The organism is Natronoflexus pectinivorans (genome assembly GCF_004345615.1).
GTDB lineage: Bacteria > Bacteroidota > Bacteroidia > Bacteroidales > Marinilabiliaceae > Natronoflexus > Natronoflexus pectinivorans.
Genome location: NZ_SLWK01000014.1, coordinates 20,465 through 41,112, shown reverse-complemented (window position 1 = coordinate 41,112; position 20,648 = coordinate 20,465). Strand labels below are relative to the sequence as shown.

Sequence of the window (20,648 nt, the reverse complement as noted above, 5' to 3'; positions counted from 1 at the left end):
CTGAGACAGCCTATTCCTTTTGTCTGTTATATTCTTAAATGAGCTTAAGCTTTTGCAATTCATCTTTCAATGCATTTCTAGTGGCATCCTCCATGGTGCAAAGCGGAAGCCTGAATGTTTCATTCACCTTTCCCATTAATGCCAGAGCTGTTTTTACAGGCAATGGGTTTGATTCTGCAAACATATGCTCCATTAAAGCCTTGTATTTAAAGAATAAGCTTTTCGATTTCTTCACATCTCCATCCAAAGAAGCAATCATTAGTTCATGAAAATCTTTAGGAACTAAATTTGCCACTACTGAGATACAGCCATCGGCTCCCAAAAGGTTTGCCGAAGTAGCCAAAAAGTCGTCGCCGCTGTATACTTTGAATCCTTCCGGACGGTTGGCCAGTAATTCAGCAAATACGCTCATGCTTCCGCCTGCTTCTTTAATGGCTATGATGTTTTTATGGTCTTTTGCCAATTGAATAGCCAGTTTTGCCGAAATGCAGCTGCCGGTTCGTCCGGGAACGTTGTAAAGAATAATTGGCAGGTCAACCGCTTTTGCAACACCCGAAAAGTGTTGATACATCCCTTTGTCAGATGGTTTGTTGTAATATGGGGCAACTACAAGAAGAGCATCTACACCAGCTTTTTTCGCAGTGTTTGAATATTTTATACAATCTTTAGTGGAGTTGCTTCCTGTTCCTGCAATGACAGGTATGCGGCCATTGACTATTTTTACCGTACGCTCAATCATCATGGCATCCTCTTCTTCCGAAAGAGCCGGAGTTTCGCCGGTGGTTCCGCAAACTACCAGACCATCGGTTCCCTGTTCAATGTGCCACTCTACAAGCGAGTCATAAGTTTCAAAATCAATATCACCGTTTTCTTTAAAAGGCGTTACTATTGCGACAATGGAGCCGCGCAGATTATCAATCTTCATAATGTATGAATTTATCTTTTTCGATTTTTTCTGAAGCTAGAGTAGGAATTTTCACATTCCGCTACTAAACCGTAAAGATACTGAAAAGAAAATGACTGTACAAAAAGAATTAAATTTCAATTATTCCCATAATTGGGGATATGTGTAATTGGCCTAAATATAGTGTTTTGGAGTGTTTTTGTCTTTTTTATCCTTATAACTGTTCAAAAAAATCCCAACTATAGGTGATTGATGATGCTCACAATTAGGCTTTACTTTGTATAGAAAGAATCTAAATAGTATCAGGTGGTTAATATGCGAATTATGCACGAAGTGCATAATTCTTTACCACATCATCCTTAACAAAAACTACATGTATGAAACTCATTTGTAAGTCATCCAATGGACAAATTACTTTTTGCCCATGCGCCAATCTATTTCATTTGGAGTTTGGAAATTTGTTGCTCACTCTCAGTTACGAAGAGTTGAAGCAGATGCATGGTTATGTTTGTTCTATCGACCATGAACATTACCTGAATCTCAATAAAGATTCGTTTAACAGGCGTAAATTGTTGTTGAATATTGGAGCCCGAAAGATGTATTTCTGCCTTAATTCTTCAGAATTTTTAGAATTGAATGACCTGTTGTCTTTAAGGAAGAAACCGGGTTTATTAAATAACAGCACTCTGGTGGAGCAAGGAATAGCGCTGAACTGATTTCCCGAAATGCTTTTCGTGAATTTGTCAATATTTACCTTAATCGTTATAAAATCAATACAATGGATAAAATTGCAATTTTTTATGGTTCCTCAACTGGAAATACCAAAACAGCTGCCAACGCGATTGCTAAACAACTTAATGGTTATGATGTTTACATTGGTGACATTGCCAATGCAGAACCTTCGCATGTTTCTGGGTTTAATTTACTGATTTTTGGGGTTTCAACGTGGGGATATGGCGATATTCAGGATGATTGGGAGATTTTTCTTCCAAACCTGGAAAAGATGGATTTAACAGGAAAGACCATCGCTCTTTTTGGTCTTGGAGATGCTGAAGCTTACCCGGATACTTTTGTTGATGCGATGGGTGATTTATATGAGACAGTTGTAAAGAATGGAGCCCGGGTAGTTGGTCAGGTTCCGGTTGATGGTTATAACTTCTCAGAATCACGAGCAGTGATAGATGGCCGCTTTGCCGGCCTCCCGCTTGATGAGGACAATGAGAGTGATATGTCAAGCACCCGGATTGAAAATTGGGTTTCCGATTTGAAGAGCTGTTTTAATTGATTATTTCTATCTATTTTCTTTTAGCCTTTCTTTACCACCTGCATACAGTAAATTTCGTGTGTGGGTGGTTTTTTTTGGGGGAAACAAAACAAGGGAGGGTGTTTTCTACACATTTTTCGAGCAATAATTATTCAGGGCTTAAAGTTTAAAGAAATATTAGGGCAGATTAAATATTGCAGCGTAAAAAGCCTTATCTTTGTTTTTCGATTATGGTAAAACTGTTTTGTTCCAAATCAGTTTGCAAGGGAATGCCGTGAGAATCGGCAACAGTACCCGCTGCTGTAATTCCGTTATGCTCAGCATAAAAAGCTTTTAACACTTCAGGCCACTTTCGGAAACATTCCAAGGGAAGGCGTTAAAAGTCGGGAAAGTCAGAAGACCTGCCATTATTAAACCAAACGAATAAACAACTTCCGGGATTAGAAGTGAACATTCAAGCAAAATGCAATTATTTTCTTTTATAGTTTCTAATTTGTTTGTTTATACATCCTCGGGATTTATTGTTCTTACAGAGAATTGCAATAAATGGTCTTGTGAATTTGGGGGTCATAGACTGAGAGATTGATATTTGTTTCATTAGGGGTATTTATAATCATGTAACTCGTCCCGAGCCTTCGGGACGAGTTACTCCGACAAGTCGGAGCAGGCTTCTGGTCTATAAAATTTTAAACTATAAACACCTGAATTAACTTTTTATGTATGACAAAACAAACTGAGAAAACCGGGATTCTGCTTGTGGCTTTTGGGTCATCGGTAATTGACGCACATACGGCTTATGATTTTATTCATGAGAAAGTTCAAAACGCCTATCCTGATATTGAGGTGCGTAGAGCCTACACATCAACCATTGTGCGAAAAAAACTGACAGAGCGAGGGCGGGTTGTTTTATCTCCTGCTGCGGCTCTTACACAGATGGCCGACGATGGTTTTACGCATGTTTCGGTTCAATCCCTGCATGTTATTCCGGGACATGAATTCCACGATCTATTACAGATAGTCCGAGGAGTAAACGGGCTTCCCAAAGGTTTGAAACAGGTGACAGTGGGTAGCCCGCTGCTAACAGAGCATAATGATTACGTAAGAGTTTCCGAAGCCATTCACAGGTTTTCCAAATCATTTAAAAATAATGATGAGGCTCTTGTTTTAATGGGGCATGGAACCAACCATTCGGCCAATATCTGTTATGCCGGTTTGCAGGAGTATTTCAGGAGAATTGATTCCTCCATTTTTGTGGGAACCATCGAGGCGTTTCCGACCATCGAGGACATCATCCCACAACTTCAGAAGAATGGCTTCAGGCGTATCTGGTTGATGCCTCTTCTTACCAGTGCTGGCGACCACGTGTTGAATGATATGGCCGGCGATAATGAAAACAGCTGGAAATCTGTGTTGGAATCTCAAGGTTTTGAGGTAATGATAAATAAAACAGCTCTGGGTTTGATGGATGAGGTAGTGGATGTTTGGGTGGAGAAGATACGGCTACAGGCATGTGGCAATTGAGGCTGCCTCAATTGCCGGTCATGAATTTCATTACTCAACTTTAAAAGAAAAGCACAAACCCTATCCTTGCAGTGTAAAAATTGCACAAGGGGCTTAGGTTGATATGCCCTTTTATAAAAAGAAAAATTGTTTGGCTTCTTATATGCATCTTTATTGCGGTGAGAAGCATAAAATGAGTGAGTTATTAAATCTTCTTTCAATTAAGGCAAAATAATGAGTAGTACGTTAAATCAACAGAATTTTCCCATAACTGGCGTTGGATTAGGTCCGGGCGATGCGGAACTTATTACTGTAAAAGGCTTAAAAGCCTTGCAGCAGGCAGATGTGGTTTATTATCCGGCCACAAGTAAGAATGAGGGTAGAACTATCAGTTATTCTTTAAAAATTTTAGAAACATATCATCTCAAAGCACAACTCAAACCGATGCTGTTTCCTATGAAATCGCAACGGCGGGTTGAATACTATGAAATCGCATATAAAGCCATCAGGACAGATGCATTGCAGGGATTGAAAGTTGCGGTAGTAAGTGAAGGAGATTTGCTGTTTTACAGTACTTTTGGATATCTTTTGCCGATGTTTAAAGAAGATTCTATAAAATGTGAGTTAATTCCGGGCATACCTGCGTTTATTCATTCTGCATCAATAGGACAATTGCCTTTGGTTGAGGAACAGGAAGATATGACTGTTATTGCCCGACCTGATTCGTTTTCGCAAGTAGAACAGGCCATAGAAGAGCACAGCACGGTGGTTGTTATGAAAATGAGTATTCTTAAAGATGATTGGGCTCAATTTCTTAAAAGCTGCAATAGGTCATTCTTTTATATCGAAAAGGCTGGAACACCGGAACAGTTCACAACCACCAATGCCGCAGAATTAGAAAATCGGGAGATGCCATATTTCTCTTTAATAATTTTTACATCAAAGAATTAATCACCGTTCGAGAAAAAACTTATCGTGAGCAATACAATATTTATAACCGGAATTGGTCCCGGTGACCTTAAGTATTTAACGCCACAGGCGTTTAATGCGTTAAACCGGTGCGATGTTTTTGTAGGATACAAATTGTATTTACAAATGATTGCGCCATTAACCGAGGGAAAGGAGACGTTTTCATCGGGGATGAAGCAGGAAACGAAGCGGGCAGAGGAGGCTTTTCGACTGGCCGAATCAGGGAAATCCGTGGCCGTGGTTAGCAGTGGTGATGCAGGGGTTTACGGCATGGCATCTTTGTTGTGGGAGATGAAGATGAAGAATAACTCGCCCATTGAACTGGAGGTTATTCCGGGTATAAGCAGCATGTTTGCCGCGGCTGCATTGTTGGGGGCACCGTTGGGACACGATTTTTGCGCTGTTTCTATGTCGGATTTGCTTACGCCATGGGAAACCATTGAAAAGCGAGCTTTAGCTGCCGCAATGGGAGACTTTGTCACTGCCGTTTATAACCCGGTGAGTAAGGACAGGTTTTGGCAATTGATGCGTTTGAAAGAGATTTTTCTGCAACACCGCAGTCCGCATACACCTGTTGGCATTGCAAGGCAGGTGGGGCGCCCTGAAGAGGAAACATCGGTAACAACTCTCGAACAACTTGATGCTTCTTCAATTGATATGCTGTCGATGGTTATTATTGGAAACTCTCAAACACAATTGTTTAACGGAAAATTAATTACGCCTCGCGGATACAGCAATAAATATGGGGTTGATAAGAGTGAGATCAAGCCCGGCCGACAAATAATGCATCGCAGTTTTCATCAGATTTTGGATGAAATGGGTGATGTGTCTAACCTTTCGCCGGAGCATTTGTGGGTAGCTCTTTATTGCATTCATACCAGTGCCGATTTTTCAATATCATCTTTAATTGATGTGAAACCGGGTAGTGTGGATGTTTTGCACAACAAATTAAAAAGCAGTCAGTCACCTGCTATTATTACCGATTCGAACATGGGTGCCGAAGGTATTCGTAAAGGTATGATTGATAAGCTTGGCTTAACGGTTAAGTGCTATATTAACCATGAAGAAACTTTAGCTCTGGCAAATGAAAAGAACATTACCCGTGCACAGGCGGCTGTTCATGTGGCCATAGAAGAGCACCCCGATGCCATATTTGTGTTTGGGAATGCTCCTACCGGATTAATGGAGCTTATTCGCCTGAGCAGGAATGGGCATGCAAGCCCAACAGGTGTGATTGGTGTGCCGGTAGGTTTTGTTAACGTGAAAGAGAGTAAACACATGCTGAAGTATGGTTTGCCCAATATTCCGCAAGTGATTATTAAAGGAGGACGCGGAGGAAGCAACCTTGCTGCGACAATCATAAACGCAATTTTAAGTTGGGATGAGGCCGAAAACATGAACCCCGGCGAGGGTATGTAAGTTACGTTTAGTATTTATTGAAGTATAGTTTTAGCAGGACTTTATAAAACTCCCAAAAGAGCGATATCCATTAACCCGGTGTAACGGACCGGGAAAGAACGAGTAATGGAAATCAAAGCCCCAAAGGGGCGTAATCACTAACATTATCCATTCATGCACATTACATTAATAGGCATTAGCGACAATAAGCCCGATCTCTCCAATCAAATTAAAGAGATAATTTTGGAAGCTGCCATCTTTGCCGGTGCATCCCGGCATTATGGTCTGGTTGCTCATTTGCTGCCGGCTAACGCTAAATGGTTAATGATTAGTGTGCCGTTGGATGATTTTTTATCTCGGCTTGAAGATTGTTCGCAAAATGTAGTTGTTTTTGCATCGGGCGACCCTCTGTTTTTTGGAATCGGGAATACAATTAAAAGCAGATTTCCTAACTTAAGTATTGAATCCTTTCCGGTGGCAAATTCACTGCAATCGTTGGCAAACAAACTACAGGTTAACTATGGGCTTTATCGCACTTTGTCGCTAACAGGTCGTAGTTGGCATCTTTTCGACCAATCTCTTATTAACGGAGAAACGCACATGGCCGTATTAACCGATAAAGTTAAAACGCCATCGGCAATAGCCACACGAATGTGCGAATACGGGTATCACAATTACAGTTTTCACGTTGGTGAGTGTCTGGGCGGTGAAAACGAAAGAATTACCTCAGCTCCGGTTTCTGATATGATTGGTCGTGATTTTAATCATCCCAACTGTTTGTTAATAGAGAAAACATCTAAAGGGCTTATACAAAAGGGTATACCCGACAATCTTTTTCATATTCTTGAGGAACGACCGAAAATGATGACTAAAATGCCAATTCGCATAACCACGCTGGCTTTAATGGAATTGCACCGGCGTGAAGTGTTTTGGGATGTGGGTAGCTGCACGGGAAGTATGGCCATTGAAGCAAAACTGCAAGCGCCTCATATGGAGGTTAGTGCCTTTGAAATAAGAATTGAAAGTGTTGATATAATCCCTGTTAACTGTAGAAAGTTTGGTGCTCCGGGTATAAGCCTCATTACGGGCGATTTTTGTGCCGGCAATCATCAAAACCTTGCACAACCAGATGCCATATTTGTTGGCGGATACGGTGGTAAGATGGAACAAGTTCTAAATCATTGCCATAAATATTTGAAAATAGGAGGCGTGATTGCTTTTAATGCAGTGTCAGACGATAGCAAGTCGAATTTTATGGAATGGATAAATCGGAATTCTTTTAAAGATTTATCTGTCACCGAAATTACGATTGATAATAATAACACCATCAATATACTAACAGCTCAAAAAGTTTAACCAATGCAAAGTAAAATTGCCATAGTATCATTTTCTAATGCAGGCAGCGACCTGGCTCTTCGTTTATGTTCATACGGATTAAAGGCCGATTGTTTTTCGTCGAAAGAGGTAAATATTGGAGAGTTGTTTAACTTGCGCAATGCAATAGTTTTTATAGGGGCTTTGGGAATATGCGTGAGGCAAATTGCGCCATTTCTTAAAGATAAGGTTAGCGACCCCGCAATTATAAATATTGATGTTAATGGTCACTATGTGCAACCTGTAACCGGTGGTCACAGGGGAGGTGCAAACCAATTGGCCGAAGAAATTGCTGCTCTTTTAGGAGCAATACCTATTATAACCACTGTTAGCGATACTGTAAACTTATGGCCGTTGGATTTACTGCCCAAACGTTATAACTGGGTCATGGAGACAGGCTCATCGCTCACAAAGCTGATGGCAGCTTTTGTAAACGAGCAGCCCACGGCTCTGTTGCTCGAAGCTCGTGACAACGGAACTTTATTTTTGGAGGAGAGCTTACCGGAGCATGTTACTTGTTTTTTCGATTATAAGGATATTGATGTTAAAAAATTTGATGTTATAATCGCGGTAACACCCTATCTGCGACCATTGGGCGAGAAAGTTATTTATTATCGCCCAAAGATGTTGCATTTGGGCATGGGATGCCAAAAGGATATAAACTCTGAGGTACTGAAAAGTAGTGTTGACAGTTTTTTAATTGATAACTGTTTTTCGCCATCATCAATAGCTTCGGTGGGTTCTGTAGAGCTAAAAAAGGATGAAAAGGCTCTTAATCTTTTGGCTGAGTCATTTGGTACCAAACTAACCATTTTTTCTGCCGAAGAACTTGCAAGTTACGATAGTAATTCTCCATCAGAATTTGTTAACGATGTTACCGGAACTCCATCGGTATCGGAGGCGGCGGCTTTTAAACTCGGCAATAATCTTCCTGTAATAACAAAACATACATTAAAAGTAAACGATAAATTTGCAACCATATCACTTTCGATTTGCAACCATAGAGAACGTAAAGGTTTTGTAGAGATAGTGGGAGCCGGGCCTGGCGACCCGCTGCTAATTACCGTTAGAGGTAAAATGATACTGCAAACAGCCGATTTAATATTATATGCAGGCAGTTTGGTGCCGGTTGAATTGACTCATTACGCAAAAAAAGGATGTACGGTTCGAAGTTCTGCCGGTATGGATCTACCTCATCAAATTGAGCTTATGAAATCATTTGCCGATCGGGGTTTGCTTGTAGCTCGGTTGCATACCGGGGATCCCTGTATTTATGGTGCAATACAAGAGCAAATGGCAGAACTTGATAAGTATAAAATACCATACCGCATAACACCGGGGGTCTCTTCGTTTCAGGCCGCCGCTGCTGCGCTTAAGTCGCAGTTTACAATCCCTGATGAAACGCAAACCATTATTCTTACGCGGGGAGAGGGTCGAACTCCTGTACCCGAAAAAGAGCAATTAAATAAACTGGCTCAGTCGCAAAGCACGTTATGCATATTTTTGAGCGCCACACTTGCCGAAAAAGTACAGCAACAATTATTGGAGCACTACCCGGCTAACACTCCGGTAGCTATCTGCCATAAATTAACATGGAAAGACGAGAAATTATGGCATTGCGACTTAATTAATCTGGCGGAAACTGTAGCACAAAAAAAACTTACCCTCACAACTTTAATAGTTGTTGGCAAAGCTATTAATAATAGAGAAGGGTTGTCGAGATTGTATGCTCCTGAGTTTAAGCATTTGTATAGATAGAGGTGGGTTTCTTCTGCCCGGGCTTTACCCCGGGTTAGGGGATTGCGCTCTTTTGGGGCTTGACACACAGGATTTAGTATGTTACAGGACTTAACGAATAATAGAACAGAGCCCCAACGGGGCGACATCACTTATCAATGATACTAATTTTTGGCGGAACCACAGAAGGATTGTTGGTGACAAATTTACTGGATATCCTTAACGAGCCCTATATATACCACACTAAGACAAAAACTTCTCAAAATGTGGAGGGGCTTCATTTACATGGCGCATTAACCGTCATGCAAATGGTTGAGTTGTACCAAATGAATTTTGTAAAGCTTATAATTGATGCCGCCCATCCTTTTGCCTCTGAACTGCACCGTAATGTTGCCGAAGCATCTCTTAAAACCGGAGTCGCTACAATTAGGTTTGAGCGGAATTTCCCGGCATTAGATGAAGAATCTGTAGTGCGTTTTGCCTCGTTCGAAGAGCTGGCAAAACATCTGACACATACATCTGACGCAACAATACTCGCTTTAACAGGCGTTCAAACCATCAAACACTTTTCAGCTTTGTGGGATAAAATGCCCATGCATTTCAGAATTTTAGATACCGAACAATCATTAGAAACAGCATTGCAAACCGGAATAAATAGAGAACTTATTCATCCCTCACCTGCACATATTAGCGAAGAGTCGTTAATTAACCTCATAAATAAAATTAAGCCTAAGATAATCATCACCAAAGAGAGTGGCGAAAGTGGATATTTCAGTTTGAAACAAAGAATTGCAGATAGATATGGTATAGAGTTCTGGGTAGTGTCAAAACCTGAATTACCGCGATATTCATTTTGTATTGACGAGGTTCGCGACCTACATCAATTAATACTTAAAATACGCAAGGAGCAATGGAAGGATGAAAATAACCTTAAATCGGGATACACCTCAGGCACCTGCGTAACGGCTGCTGCCAAAGCAGCTTTTGAGGCATTGCTCACAGGCAGGTTTCCGACTGATGTGGATATTAACCTTCCATCGGGAAAAACATTAAAAATAGCTACATACCCCGATAATATAAATCAAAATTCGGCATCGTGTAGCGTGATTAAAGATGCCGGCGACGACCCCGATGTTACGCACGCTGCTATTTTGGGATGCACTGTTGAACTCTCGCAAGAGCCGGGCATTACGTTCGAAAAAGGTGTTGGAGTGGGTGTTGTTACGCTGCCCGGTCTACAGGTAAAGCCCGGCGAACCGGCCATAAACGAAATCCCGCGAAAAATGATGATTCGTGTTATTGAGGAGTTATCTCATTTATACGATTACCATGGAGGAGTTATTGTAACGCCTTTTGTGCCTAAGGGGGAAGATTTGGCGCAAAAAACTTTTAACCCTCGAGTTGGAGTTGTCGGTGGAATAAGTATAATAGGCACGTCGGGAGAGGTTAAACCGCTCTCGCACGCAGCATTTTTTAAATCCATTGAACAACAGATTAAAGTTGTTGCTGGTATGGGCATTAATGAGTTGGTATCTACTGCCGGATTGCGCACCGAAAAACTTATTCACCACCTGTTTAGCCATTTGCCGCAACAGGCATTTATTCATCATGGCAATTTTATTGGCGATACGGTAAAACTTGCGGCTGAAAATGGCATCACCAAAATAACCGTAGGCATCATGCCCGGCAAGGCCATCAAACTTGCCGAAGGACACTTGAACACCCATAGTGCCGTATCGTCATTTAATTCCGCATTTGCATCGCAACTGGCTCGCGATTGTGGTTATAGTGCTGAAATTGTGTCCAAAATATCACAGCTCACACTTGCCAATGCCATTCAGGAGTTTATTCCTTTTGGAGAGGATGAGGCGTTTTATAAAATGCTTGGAGAGCTTGCAACAAAAAAGTTGTCAGATTTTGCTGTAAACAGATGTGTAGTAAATGTAATTATACAAATTTAGGGTGGAGGTAGTTTACAGTCAAAAGGACCGATTACAGGTGTATAGAAATACTAATATCGAAAGAGCCAGTATTTATTATGATTTTTGTTGTTTGTTGTTTTTGAGATATTTGCTGATTAGTCCGAGTAATTTTTGCTTATCAATTGGTTTTGATAAAAAATCATCGCAACCATGTTTAAAAGCCAATTGCTTGTCAGATTCTGTTGAGTAGGCGGTTTGAGCTATAATTGGGAGGTCCGGGAATTTGGATTTTAACTTTTCCGTAGCTAGAAGTCCGTTCATTACAGGCATTTTTTATCCATTAAGACAAGATCAATGTTCTTGTTTTTAACACATATCTCCAAGGCTTCCTGACCGTTTTTTGCATGTGTCAGGTTATAATTTCCGTCCGTTTCTGTTTCAAATAAAGCCTGTATGTACAAATAATTTACTTCTTCATCTTCGGCTACAAGAATGTTATGTTCGCCACTTCCGATTGAGCTCACATAATGGTTGTTTGAATCCTCTTGTTTTCTTAAAGGGATATACGGTATTGATACAATAAATGTGGAGCCTTTGCCTTTTTCCGAATCCAAAGTAATATCCCCTCCTAATAGAATTGCGTATTCCTTTGATATGGATAGTCCCAATCCCAAGCCACCATGTGTGTTGGATATTTCTTCATCTTCCTGTGAAAATCGCTCAAAAACTTTATGATGATTTTTAGATGCAATACCAATTCCAGTATCCTTAACAAATAACTTCAATATTTCGTTTTCAATAAAATATCCAAACTCAATAAACCCAGTATTGGTGAACTTCAATGCATTCTCCAAAAGATTGCTTATAATAATATTTAGTTTAGTTTTGTCTGAAATGATGAAGCTTTGGTCATCATGCAATTCCTTTTTTAAGTAAAGAGGGATGTTTCGTTCTTTAGACTTTAGATTAAAAATTGAAAACAGGTTCATTAAAAAATCGTTGAGGTTGAATTCAGTTTTATGTGCTTTTTCTTTTTTTGTCTCAAGAGCAGCTATTTCAAGTATATCATCAATAATTCGTAATAGTTGATGACTGCTGTTTTGTATGATTTTGGAATAGTTCTTTCTTTTTTCTTCAGATAGACCCGGATCATCCAGCATGTCAGAAAAACCAATAATGCCGTTCATTGGAGTGCGTATTTCGTGCGACATGTTGTTGAGGAATTTTGTTTTCAGGCTGTCGCTTTCTTCTGCTTTCTCCTTGGCTGAAACCAATTCTTCGAGCATCTTCTTTCTTTCGGTGATGTCTTCCTTGATACTAATATAATTTGTGATATCTCCTTTGTTGTTTGTGATGGTTGAAATAATAGATTTTACCCAGTATAAACTACCGTTTTTCTTTTTGTTAAGTATTTCTCCTTCCCAATCTTTGCCGGAAAGAATCGTTTCCCAAAGCTCTTTGTAAAAATCAGAGGAGTGATGCCCTGATTTTAAAATATTAGAGTTTTTCCCCTTTGCCTCATCAAAACTATACCCTGATAATTTTGAAAAAAATGGGTTGACATATTCTATAATCCCCTCTTTGTTGGTGATCACTATCGACAGGGGACTTTGTTCAATCGCTCTTGAGAGTTTGTTGGACTTTTCTTCAATACGCTGCCGGTCAATAAACAAGCTCAGTTCATGTGCTACCAACTCCATTACTTTTATGCTCGATTGGTCATAAATATCAGGATTTTCATAGTTTTGAATTACAATCGCACCTAAGATTTCTTCTTCTACCTTCAAGGGAATGCCAAGCCATGCTTCTGCGATTGTGCCATATAAATCGATGATTCCCTTTTCGTATAAATGCAAAACATCCTTCTTTCGTAACAGTAACGGTCGGTTTTGTGCAATTAAATAGCCTGTGAGTGATCTTTTGGCAGTCCATTCAGATATTTCTTCTTTTTCATTTTCATCAATATCTGCACTCAAAATCCCGGTCTCTTCATTATAAAAAGCAATAAAAATATTTTTTGCATCAATTATGTTATTTAATTCATTTTTTAAAGATTCAAGGAGCTCCTTAAGATTTTTTGTGGTGATGGTTGCATGTGCAATATTGTATTGTAATTTGTTTAAACTCTCTGCTTTTTTAATTTTAGTAAGATCCAGATCCACACAAAACAACTCCGGATTATCTCCATCGCTGTTAAGCATGGTGTGGCTGGAAAAGACCGGCACCTGAAAGCCGTCTTTTCTTAAAAGAGACATCTCCGATGGAGGAATGGCTTTTCGGGTTTTGGACATGTTTTTTATTTCGGCTGCCACTTCGTTTCGCATTTCATGTGGGATAATGAGGTCAAGGATGTTTTTTCCAATGGCTTCCTCGCTGGTGTAACCATAAAGCTTCTCCGAAGCTTCATTCCAATATATAAGTGTACCATCCATTTGGTAACCTTGAACAGATATGGATGGGATATTCTGAAGTAAACTTCGAAAGCGGTTTTCACTATATCTAAGGGCTTCCTCCGATTTTTTTTGTTCGGAAATGTCCTGCAAGGAACCATGTATTTTTATGATTTTGCCCTTATCGTTTTTAACTGCTTTGCCAATGGATCGCACCCACAAACGCTTTCCTTTCTTTGTGAGAATCTCCATCTCCTCATCATAGGGAGTGCCTTCTTGGGCACATGTTGAGAATACAGATTTTATTCTTTGGCGCCATTCAGGAGTATAGAAATCCATACCTTCCTCTAAAGTTGGTTTATGCCCGTGTGGCACTTCGAGAATCTCTGCCACAGCATCGGACCAAGTGCAGATGATTTTCTCCAGGTCAACGCTCCACCCACCAAAACGGGCTGTTTTTCCGGCAATCTGTAGCAGATCATAATTGGATTTTAATTCTTCCTCTGCCTTTATACGCTCAGTGATTTCCTCCGTATATATTATTATTCCTCCAATTTCACCATCTGACTCATACCATGGACGACATTCCCAGCGTGTCCAGAGAATACTTCCGTCCTTACGGTAAAAAGGGTCTCTTTCAGCACTATGGACTTCTCCGGAAAGGGCTTTTTGATGAACCTCCCGCCACCTCTGAGGCAGGTCTGGAAACAGATCATAATGATGTTTGCCTATTATTTCAGACTCCTTTATTCCGAAGTCATCAATGTACCTTTGGCTAACATAAATGTATTTTAGATCTTTGTCATGAACAGCAACCGCGCTTCTGTTGTGCTTAATGATATAATCCATTAAGTAATGAGAATGCTCAAGTTGTGTGTTGTTTCTTAAAAGTGCTTCTTCGGCTTGTTTACGCTCAGTAATGTCTGTACAATGACCTATGTAACCGGTAAATTCCCCCTTGCTGTCGAAATTTGGAGTTCCGATTTGCAGAACCATTCTGTAATCACCGCTTGCGTGGCGCAAGCGGTATTGCATTTCAAAGGGTTCCTGTTTTTCAAACGCTTTAGTATAGGTTTCAATGCATCTGTTATGGTCATCGGGATGAATGCCTTCGGTCCATCCATTTCCAACCTCCTGTTCCAGTATTCGTCCGGTGAACTTAAGCCATGGGTCGTTAAAGTAGTTGCAGAGCTTATCGGTTCCGGCTTTCCATATAAGTGCATTCCCTGAATTTGCCAAGTTGAGATATTGATTTTTTCTTTCTTCTACTTCATTATAGAGTTTTGGTTGCTCCAGTTTTAGGAGTGCCATTTCACTAATAAGCAGGGTGATGTTTGTCAGAAATCCAGCAATTTCCTGAGCTTTTTCTTTGGAAACAATCGGAACTTTTTCCAAAGCCTCCAGGTATTTTGTTTGATCAAACCCATACTTGCTAGCCTGTTTTTTAAAATAATCACGATCTGGTTCCTCAAAAAAGAACTGTCCGGTAAACAGATTGGCAATGTGTTCTCCGTTGATGACTATTGGTACTGCCACATCCATCAACCCGTTTAAACATTTATAAGAACAGTAATTTTTTCCTGTATTTAGTCTAATTGCCAGCTCGGTGTCACTTATAACACAATTTTTAGATGTCTCTGGATGAATCCGGTGGAATTCAGTGCATATTTGCCTCCAGCCAGATTTGGACAAAATATTGCCTTCAAGGTCTAAAACAGCAGACACATACCCCGTAGTTTTGTTGAAACCTTCAAGGAGGTTTTCCAGTTTTTTAAAGTCGATTAAATCCAGGAGTATGTTTTTCATGTTTAATTAGTTTGGTTTTGGGGCTTTGCGTTGATTGTTGAAATGCATTAATATGATTTCAACAAAAGAAATGAGTATTTGATGCTTCTTTGTTGCCGGGTCAAAACCAAGGTTAACTCCGCTGATTCTTTTAGTATAGGATGTTTAAATTTAGTGTTTATTTTGATGTTTTTGTTCATTTTTCACCGGACGTCTATTATTTTAATTATCATATGAATGTTTATTGGTGAGAAAGCAATGGAGGTGTGTTGTGTTATTATAATCATGTTTATTGGTTATAGTCTCTATTATTTTTCTATATTTGCCCCCATCAAAAGTTCTTTCATATTTCATTTTCCTTTATGGTTCCGGATTCTATTTAATAACCGGATTAATAGGGAACCGTGTGAAAATCACGGGCTGTCGCGCAACTGTAAGTGTCGCACAAAGTTTTTGCCAGTTAATATCCACTGTTCTGTTTAGCAGGATGGGAAGGATGGCCAAAATGACACAAGCCAGGAGACCTGCCATATTAGGATTGACGATGCTTTCGCGAAAAAAGCCATGTCAGAAAGTTATCTTGTGCCTTTTGTTTGGCATTTTCTATCTATCTGGGAATTCCTGTTTTTTCTTGAGAGTATCAGTGAAGTTCTGCAAAGAACTTTTAAGTAATCAATTCACTTAAAAGTTTTAAAAATGCAAACACACAATTTGGGCTATCCGCGCATTGGTAGCCGCTACAAGTTTAAAAGTTTTGTTGCTTTTTTCGCTTCAATCCTGGGTTTAGAAATCCTAGGTTGTTATAACCCGAAGTATCCAAACAGAATTAATTTCGGATTATCTCTTCTACAGCACTCCTCACTGTTTAAAGGATTAAGGAATTGTTTCATGCGAACAATTTCTCAGTTCATTGGTTTACAAAAAATGCTCTTTAATGTTCTATTAAAATTGTCAATCTGGTTATGTCCATTTCTATGCTGACTCAATATAACGGGTTAACTTATTTGAAAAACTGTGGCTTGATATCCGAGGCTATTGATAGTCCGCCAGTTTATAAATGCACCAATATTATTGCTCTTGTTTATGCTCAATTAGTGGATTGAGCAACATTTCCCCATAAACTATTTATTTAAGACAATAATCACACACTTTTCACTTATTCTACTTTAACTATTTTATTTCATATGGGAAGATCCTTCGATAAATTTCAGGAAAGAAATGAATTGCTTAATAACCAGTATGATAAAACGTACTTTGATAAGCAACACAAAAAAGGAAAGCTAACGGCGCGGGAGCGAATTCTGTTGCTTTTCGATAAAGGTTCCTTTGAAGAGATGGATGCTTTTGTCCCTCCTGCCAATGTGTCGTTCGGCAAATCTTCAAAATCAATGGGTGATGGAGTGATTGCCGGGTTTGGGACAATTAACGGTCGTCAGGTTTGTGCATTTGCACAGGATTTTAATGTGTTGGGGGGATCGCTTGGTTCGGCTCATGCTGCGAAAATTGTAAAAATTCAGGATATTGCCTTAAAGACCGGAACTCCTGTTATCGGGCTGATAGATTCGGGAGGAGCCCGCATTCAGGAAGGGGTGGCCAGTCTTGCAGGTTATGCACATATTTTTAGACGAAATGTGCTCTCATCGGGTGTGGTGCCGCAATTATCTGCCATAATGGGTCCTGCGGCCGGTGGAGCCGTTTATTCACCTGCTCTCACCGATTTTATTTTTATGACATCCTCAACCGGTTACATGTTTGTAACCGGTCCCGATGTGGTGAAGCAGGTTCTTAATGAGCAGGTAACACCCGACGAACTGGGCGGTGCACGTGTTCATTCATCTAAATCGGGCGTGGCACATTTTGTATATAACGATGATGAGAATACCATCGCGGGTATCAAAATGTTACTCTCTTACCTTCCATCCAATAATATTGAAAATCCGCCATTTGTGAATACCGACGATCCCGTGGATCGTTCCGAAGAGTTGCTTAGGAGCATTGTACCCGACGACCCGGATAAACCATATGATGTGCGGGATGTGGTAAATCTTGTTTTTGATAAGGACACTTTTTTTGAAGTGGCTGAAAACTACGCACCAAACATGGTGGTTGGTTTTGCGCGACTGGGTGGGTTTGTTGTTGCCCTTGTGGCCAACCAACCCAATGTGCTGGCCGGAGCTCTGGATATCGATGCCTCGGTTAAAGGCGCCAGGTTTATTAATTTTTGCGACAGCTATAATATCCCCATCATAACACTTGAAGATGTTCCGGGGTTTCTACCCGGTACCGATCAGGAACATGATGGCATCATTCGTCATGGAGCCAAACTGCTGTATGCTTACACTCGGGCTACGGTTCCCAAAATTACGGTTATTCTTCGCAAATCATATGGAGGGGCCTATATTGTTATGAATAGTAAGGGCATTGGCGGCGACTTTAATTTTGCCTGGCCTTCGGCAGAAATTGCCGTGATGGGTCCCGAGGGAGCTATTGCGATAGTCAATCGCAAGGAACTGGCTGAATCGGAGGATCCGGTAACTCTAAAAAAGGAGTTGGTGAAGAAGTATCGTGATGAAATTGCCAATCCATACATAGCCGACGAGAAAGGTTTTATTGATGAAGTCATTGATCCGGCTTTAACGCGCACAAAAATTTACAGGGCTCTTAAAATATTGGAGAAGAAGTCGGTGAGCCTGCCCGGACGTAAACATGGAAATACACCTTTGTAGTTGTCAGTTACCAGTGTTCAGTTGTCAGTTACCAGTAATTGTTCACTGATAACTGCTCACTGATAATTGCTCACTGATAACTGCTCACTGATAACTGCTCACTGATAATTGCTCACTGATAATTGCTCACTGATAACTGCTCACTGTTAATTGAAAAATATGATAAAATCACTTTTAATAGCCAACCGCGGAGAAATAGCCATTCGCATAGCACGAACGGCGCGCCGGATGGGAGTTATTGTTTATGCCGTCAGGACGAAGAAAGAGCCTGATGCTCTATATTTAACAGCTGCCGATGTTGTGCTGGATTTTCCAGATACAGAATTGTCTGTTTCTGAATTCTTAGATATTAATGCGCTTGTTAAATTGGCCGTTGACAATGGGGTTGAAGCCATTCATCCCGGATATGGTTTCTTATCTGAAAACGCAGATTTTGCGTCTGCTTGTAAAAAGTCGGGAGTCATTTTCATCGGGCCTCCGGCTGAGGTGATTGATGCCATGGGTGACAAAATTAAGGCTCGTGCATATGCTATGAACAGTGGCGTGAATGTGCCTGGTGGCAGTAAATCACCTATTGAAAAGGTTGATGATGCCAAAGTTCTGGCCGAAAAAATTGGTTATCCTGTTATCATAAAGGCAACTGCCGGGGGAGGAGGACGAGGCATGAGAATTGTTTCAACTCCGGAGGATATGCAGTTGATGTTCTCCCAGGCCACTTCTGAGGCGCTCAATGCATTTGGAAATTCATCGGTTTATATTGAGAAATACATTGAGAATCCCAAACATATAGAAGTTCAGATTGTTGCTGATAATCATGGCAGCGTGATTCATTTGGGCGAGCGCGAATGTTCGGTGCAGCGTAAGCATCAAAAGCTGCTTGAAGAAGCGCCATCACCTGCGCTTGATGGTCGCTTGCGAAAAAAAATGACTTCAGCAGCGGTGGCTTTGGCTAAATCGATAAAATACAAAAGTCTTGGTACTGTGGAGTTTTTGCTTGATAAAAATGGGGAGTATTATTTCATGGAGATGAATACTCGTTTGCAGGTGGAGCACCCGGTAACAGAGATGATTACAGGGCTTGATTTGGTTGAGTTTCAGATATTGATAGCATCCGGAGCTAAACTGCCGGTGAAACAGTCAGAAGTTGAATTTAAAGGGTGGTCCATCGAATGCCGAATCAATGCTGAGGATGTGCAGTCAGGATTTGTTCCGTCTATGGGCATCATCCGTGGCATTCGTTTGCCGCAGGGAAATAATATTCGCATTGATACTGGGGTGCGTCCTGGCTCAGAAATTACCCCGTTTTTTGATTCTATGGTGGCCAAACTCATTGTTCATGGCAACTCGCGTGCAGAAGTTATTGAAAAGACCATGAAAGCTTTGCGGCAGTTTCATGTGAAAGGGGTAAAAACTACCATTCCTTTTTGCAAAGCTGTTTTAAGTAATCCGTTGTTTCGTTCGGGATATTTTGATACCTCTTTTGTTGAGACGGCCATGGACTCGCCCGTGCACCGTGAGCCTCAGGAAGAATTTCTGGCTGCGTTGTTGTCGGTTTATGCCCAAACGCACAATACCACTCCCATAACTTCTGACGAAGTTCAGATTGATCCATGGGTGCTAAAAAAACGAATTAGAAACTTATAGTTTTACGGGAAATGAAGACAACAAATTCCAAAAGACTGATTGCAACAGGTAAAAATAAAGAACGATACAGCTTTACAGTCAAAAATCGTTACGAGTATAATTATAAAAAGGAGAAATTGGTTGTAGAACTCATTGAAGAACCTGATGGTTTTACAATCCTCTCGTGCAATGGGGTGCGATATCCGGTTGAGATCGTATCACGCCGGCAGAATCATTACGAAGTTCTGGTAAACGGTGTAAGCTACACTTTTGCTGTTGAAACGCCATTTTCACTTAATCGGAACAAGCTTTTGGCTACGCTAAACCCGGGTGGTGGCAGCGAGCCCATTACCTCTCCTATGCCCGGTAAAGTTCTTGACATCCTTGTAGAGCCCGGTCAGCAAGTTCAGCAGGGAGAACCTCTGTTGATTCTCGAAGCCATGAAAATGCAGAACAGTATTTTATCAACAGTTTCGGGACAGGTAGTGAAGATAAACATTGCAAAAGATGAGAATGTGGCAAAGGGAGCAGTGCTGGTTGAGATAAAGTAGGGTAGGGTAGCAATTAATTCAGTGTTTGAGAATTTCCACCAGCTCTGCGTCAGTAATTATATAAATCAGGTGATTATAGTTGTTCTGGTTCAACTTTAATGTTCCCTTGATTTTTATGTAATTATCTGTACGGAGCCGTTGGAATCGCCTAACGTGATCCTGTTTTGGAATGATTTCTACGATGGTTTCAATGCCTGCATCCCCGCAAAAAAAGCACATGTTCATGGGATAGTATGATAAAACGAAAGCTGATCCGGTGACATCAACAGGCAGGAAAAATCCTTGCAGGGTCACGGACTCACCGTCCATTGTTCTCAATTCTCTGCCAAATCGCGGACGAGGGAAATAGGCGTTATAGTTTACAGCATAACCGTATCTCACCCTTACGTCATACATTAAAAAATCCCAAAGATTTTCTTTCTTATAAGCCATATCCTGCCCATGGATAAGTGTGGCAGTCGAATTCAACGCAAGTAATAATACGGTGATAACGACAATCTTCATT

At 40.7% G+C, this 20,648-nt stretch carries 15 protein-coding genes and 2 riboswitches; of the genes, 11 read left to right on the top strand and 4 right to left on the bottom strand.

Annotated features, from left to right (window positions below):
- Positions 1-34 precede the first annotated feature (34 nt).
- Positions 35-925 carry a 4-hydroxy-tetrahydrodipicolinate synthase gene (gene dapA, locus EV194_RS14480; RefSeq protein ID WP_132434837.1) on the bottom strand — a complete coding sequence of 297 codons (891 nt, stop codon included), beginning with the start codon at positions 923-925 and terminating at the stop codon, positions 35-37.
- Between the two features lie 356 nt (positions 926-1,281).
- Here dapA and EV194_RS14475 point away from each other — a divergent pair, with 356 nt between their 5' ends.
- The 8 genes from EV194_RS14475 (at position 1,282) to cbiD (ending at position 11,107) form a co-directional block, all read left to right on the top strand.
- Positions 1,282-1,620 carry a DUF6686 family protein gene (locus EV194_RS14475; RefSeq protein WP_132434835.1) on the top strand — a complete coding sequence of 113 codons (339 nt, stop codon included), beginning with the start codon at positions 1,282-1,284 and terminating at the stop codon, positions 1,618-1,620.
- Positions 1,621-1,682: 62 nt separating this feature from the next.
- Positions 1,683-2,189 carry a flavodoxin gene (locus EV194_RS14470; protein WP_132434833.1) on the top strand — a complete coding sequence of 169 codons (507 nt, stop codon included), beginning with the start codon at positions 1,683-1,685 and terminating at the stop codon, positions 2,187-2,189.
- Between the two features lie 193 nt (positions 2,190-2,382).
- A riboswitch (cobalamin riboswitch) is annotated at positions 2,383-2,591 on the top strand.
- 297 nt (positions 2,592-2,888) lie between these two features.
- A complete protein-coding gene (locus EV194_RS14465) occupies positions 2,889-3,689 on the top strand; it encodes a sirohydrochlorin cobaltochelatase (RefSeq protein WP_132434831.1) in 801 nt (266 codons plus the stop codon).
- A 213-nt stretch (positions 3,690-3,902) separates the two neighbouring features.
- A complete protein-coding gene (cobI, locus tag EV194_RS14460) occupies positions 3,903-4,619 on the top strand; it encodes a precorrin-2 C(20)-methyltransferase (RefSeq protein ID WP_132434829.1) in 717 nt (238 codons plus the stop codon).
- 24 nt (positions 4,620-4,643) lie between these two features.
- Positions 4,644-6,056 carry a precorrin-3B C(17)-methyltransferase gene (gene cobJ / locus EV194_RS14455; protein ID WP_207916069.1) on the top strand — a complete coding sequence of 471 codons (1,413 nt, stop codon included), beginning with the start codon at positions 4,644-4,646 and terminating at the stop codon, positions 6,054-6,056.
- A 153-nt stretch (positions 6,057-6,209) separates the two neighbouring features.
- Entirely contained in the window at positions 6,210-7,391 is a 1,182-nt protein-coding gene (gene cbiE, locus EV194_RS14450; protein WP_132434825.1) for a precorrin-6y C5,15-methyltransferase (decarboxylating) subunit CbiE, read from the top strand.
- Positions 7,392-7,394: 3 nt separating this feature from the next.
- Complete coding sequence (gene cobM, locus EV194_RS14445; protein WP_132434823.1) at positions 7,395-9,167, top strand: precorrin-4 C(11)-methyltransferase; 1,773 nt, start codon at positions 7,395-7,397, stop codon at positions 9,165-9,167.
- Positions 9,168-9,304: 137 nt separating this feature from the next.
- Entirely contained in the window at positions 9,305-11,107 is a 1,803-nt protein-coding gene (gene cbiD, locus EV194_RS14440) for a cobalt-precorrin-5B (C(1))-methyltransferase CbiD (protein ID WP_132434821.1), read from the top strand.
- 75 nt (positions 11,108-11,182) lie between these two features.
- Here the strand turns inward: cbiD and EV194_RS14435 are convergent, their stop codons facing one another.
- Both EV194_RS14435 and EV194_RS14430 read right to left on the bottom strand, forming a co-directional pair.
- On the bottom strand, positions 11,183-11,389 hold the full coding sequence (locus tag EV194_RS14435) for a response regulator (protein WP_165921903.1): 207 nt from the start codon (positions 11,387-11,389) through the stop codon (positions 11,183-11,185).
- Positions 11,389-15,264 (bottom strand): PAS domain S-box protein, encoded by a 3,876-nt coding sequence (locus tag EV194_RS14430; RefSeq protein ID WP_132434817.1) that lies wholly within the window; start codon positions 15,262-15,264, stop codon positions 11,389-11,391. Before EV194_RS14430 ends, EV194_RS14435 begins: the two co-directional genes overlap by 1 nt.
- A gap of 325 nt (positions 15,265-15,589) precedes the next feature.
- Positions 15,590-15,789, top strand: a riboswitch (cobalamin riboswitch).
- Positions 15,790-16,427: 638 nt separating this feature from the next.
- Here EV194_RS14430 and EV194_RS14425 point away from each other — a divergent pair.
- From EV194_RS14425 to EV194_RS14415, 3 genes are all read left to right on the top strand, one after another.
- Positions 16,428-17,969 carry an acyl-CoA carboxylase subunit beta gene (locus EV194_RS14425; RefSeq protein WP_132434815.1) on the top strand — a complete coding sequence of 514 codons (1,542 nt, stop codon included), beginning with the start codon at positions 16,428-16,430 and terminating at the stop codon, positions 17,967-17,969.
- Between the two features lie 159 nt (positions 17,970-18,128).
- Positions 18,129-19,613, top strand: coding sequence for an acetyl-CoA carboxylase biotin carboxylase subunit (locus EV194_RS14420; protein WP_132434813.1), 1,485 nt, complete (start codon positions 18,129-18,131; stop codon positions 19,611-19,613).
- A gap of 11 nt (positions 19,614-19,624) precedes the next feature.
- A complete protein-coding gene (locus EV194_RS14415; RefSeq protein WP_132434811.1) occupies positions 19,625-20,143 on the top strand; it encodes a biotin/lipoyl-containing protein in 519 nt (172 codons plus the stop codon).
- Positions 20,144-20,161: 18 nt separating this feature from the next.
- On the opposite strand, the gene EV194_RS14410 is transcribed toward EV194_RS14415, so the two are convergent.
- On the bottom strand, positions 20,162-20,647 hold the full coding sequence (locus tag EV194_RS14410) for a hypothetical protein (RefSeq protein ID WP_132434809.1): 486 nt from the start codon (positions 20,645-20,647) through the stop codon (positions 20,162-20,164).
- Position 20,648 lies beyond the last annotated feature (1 nt).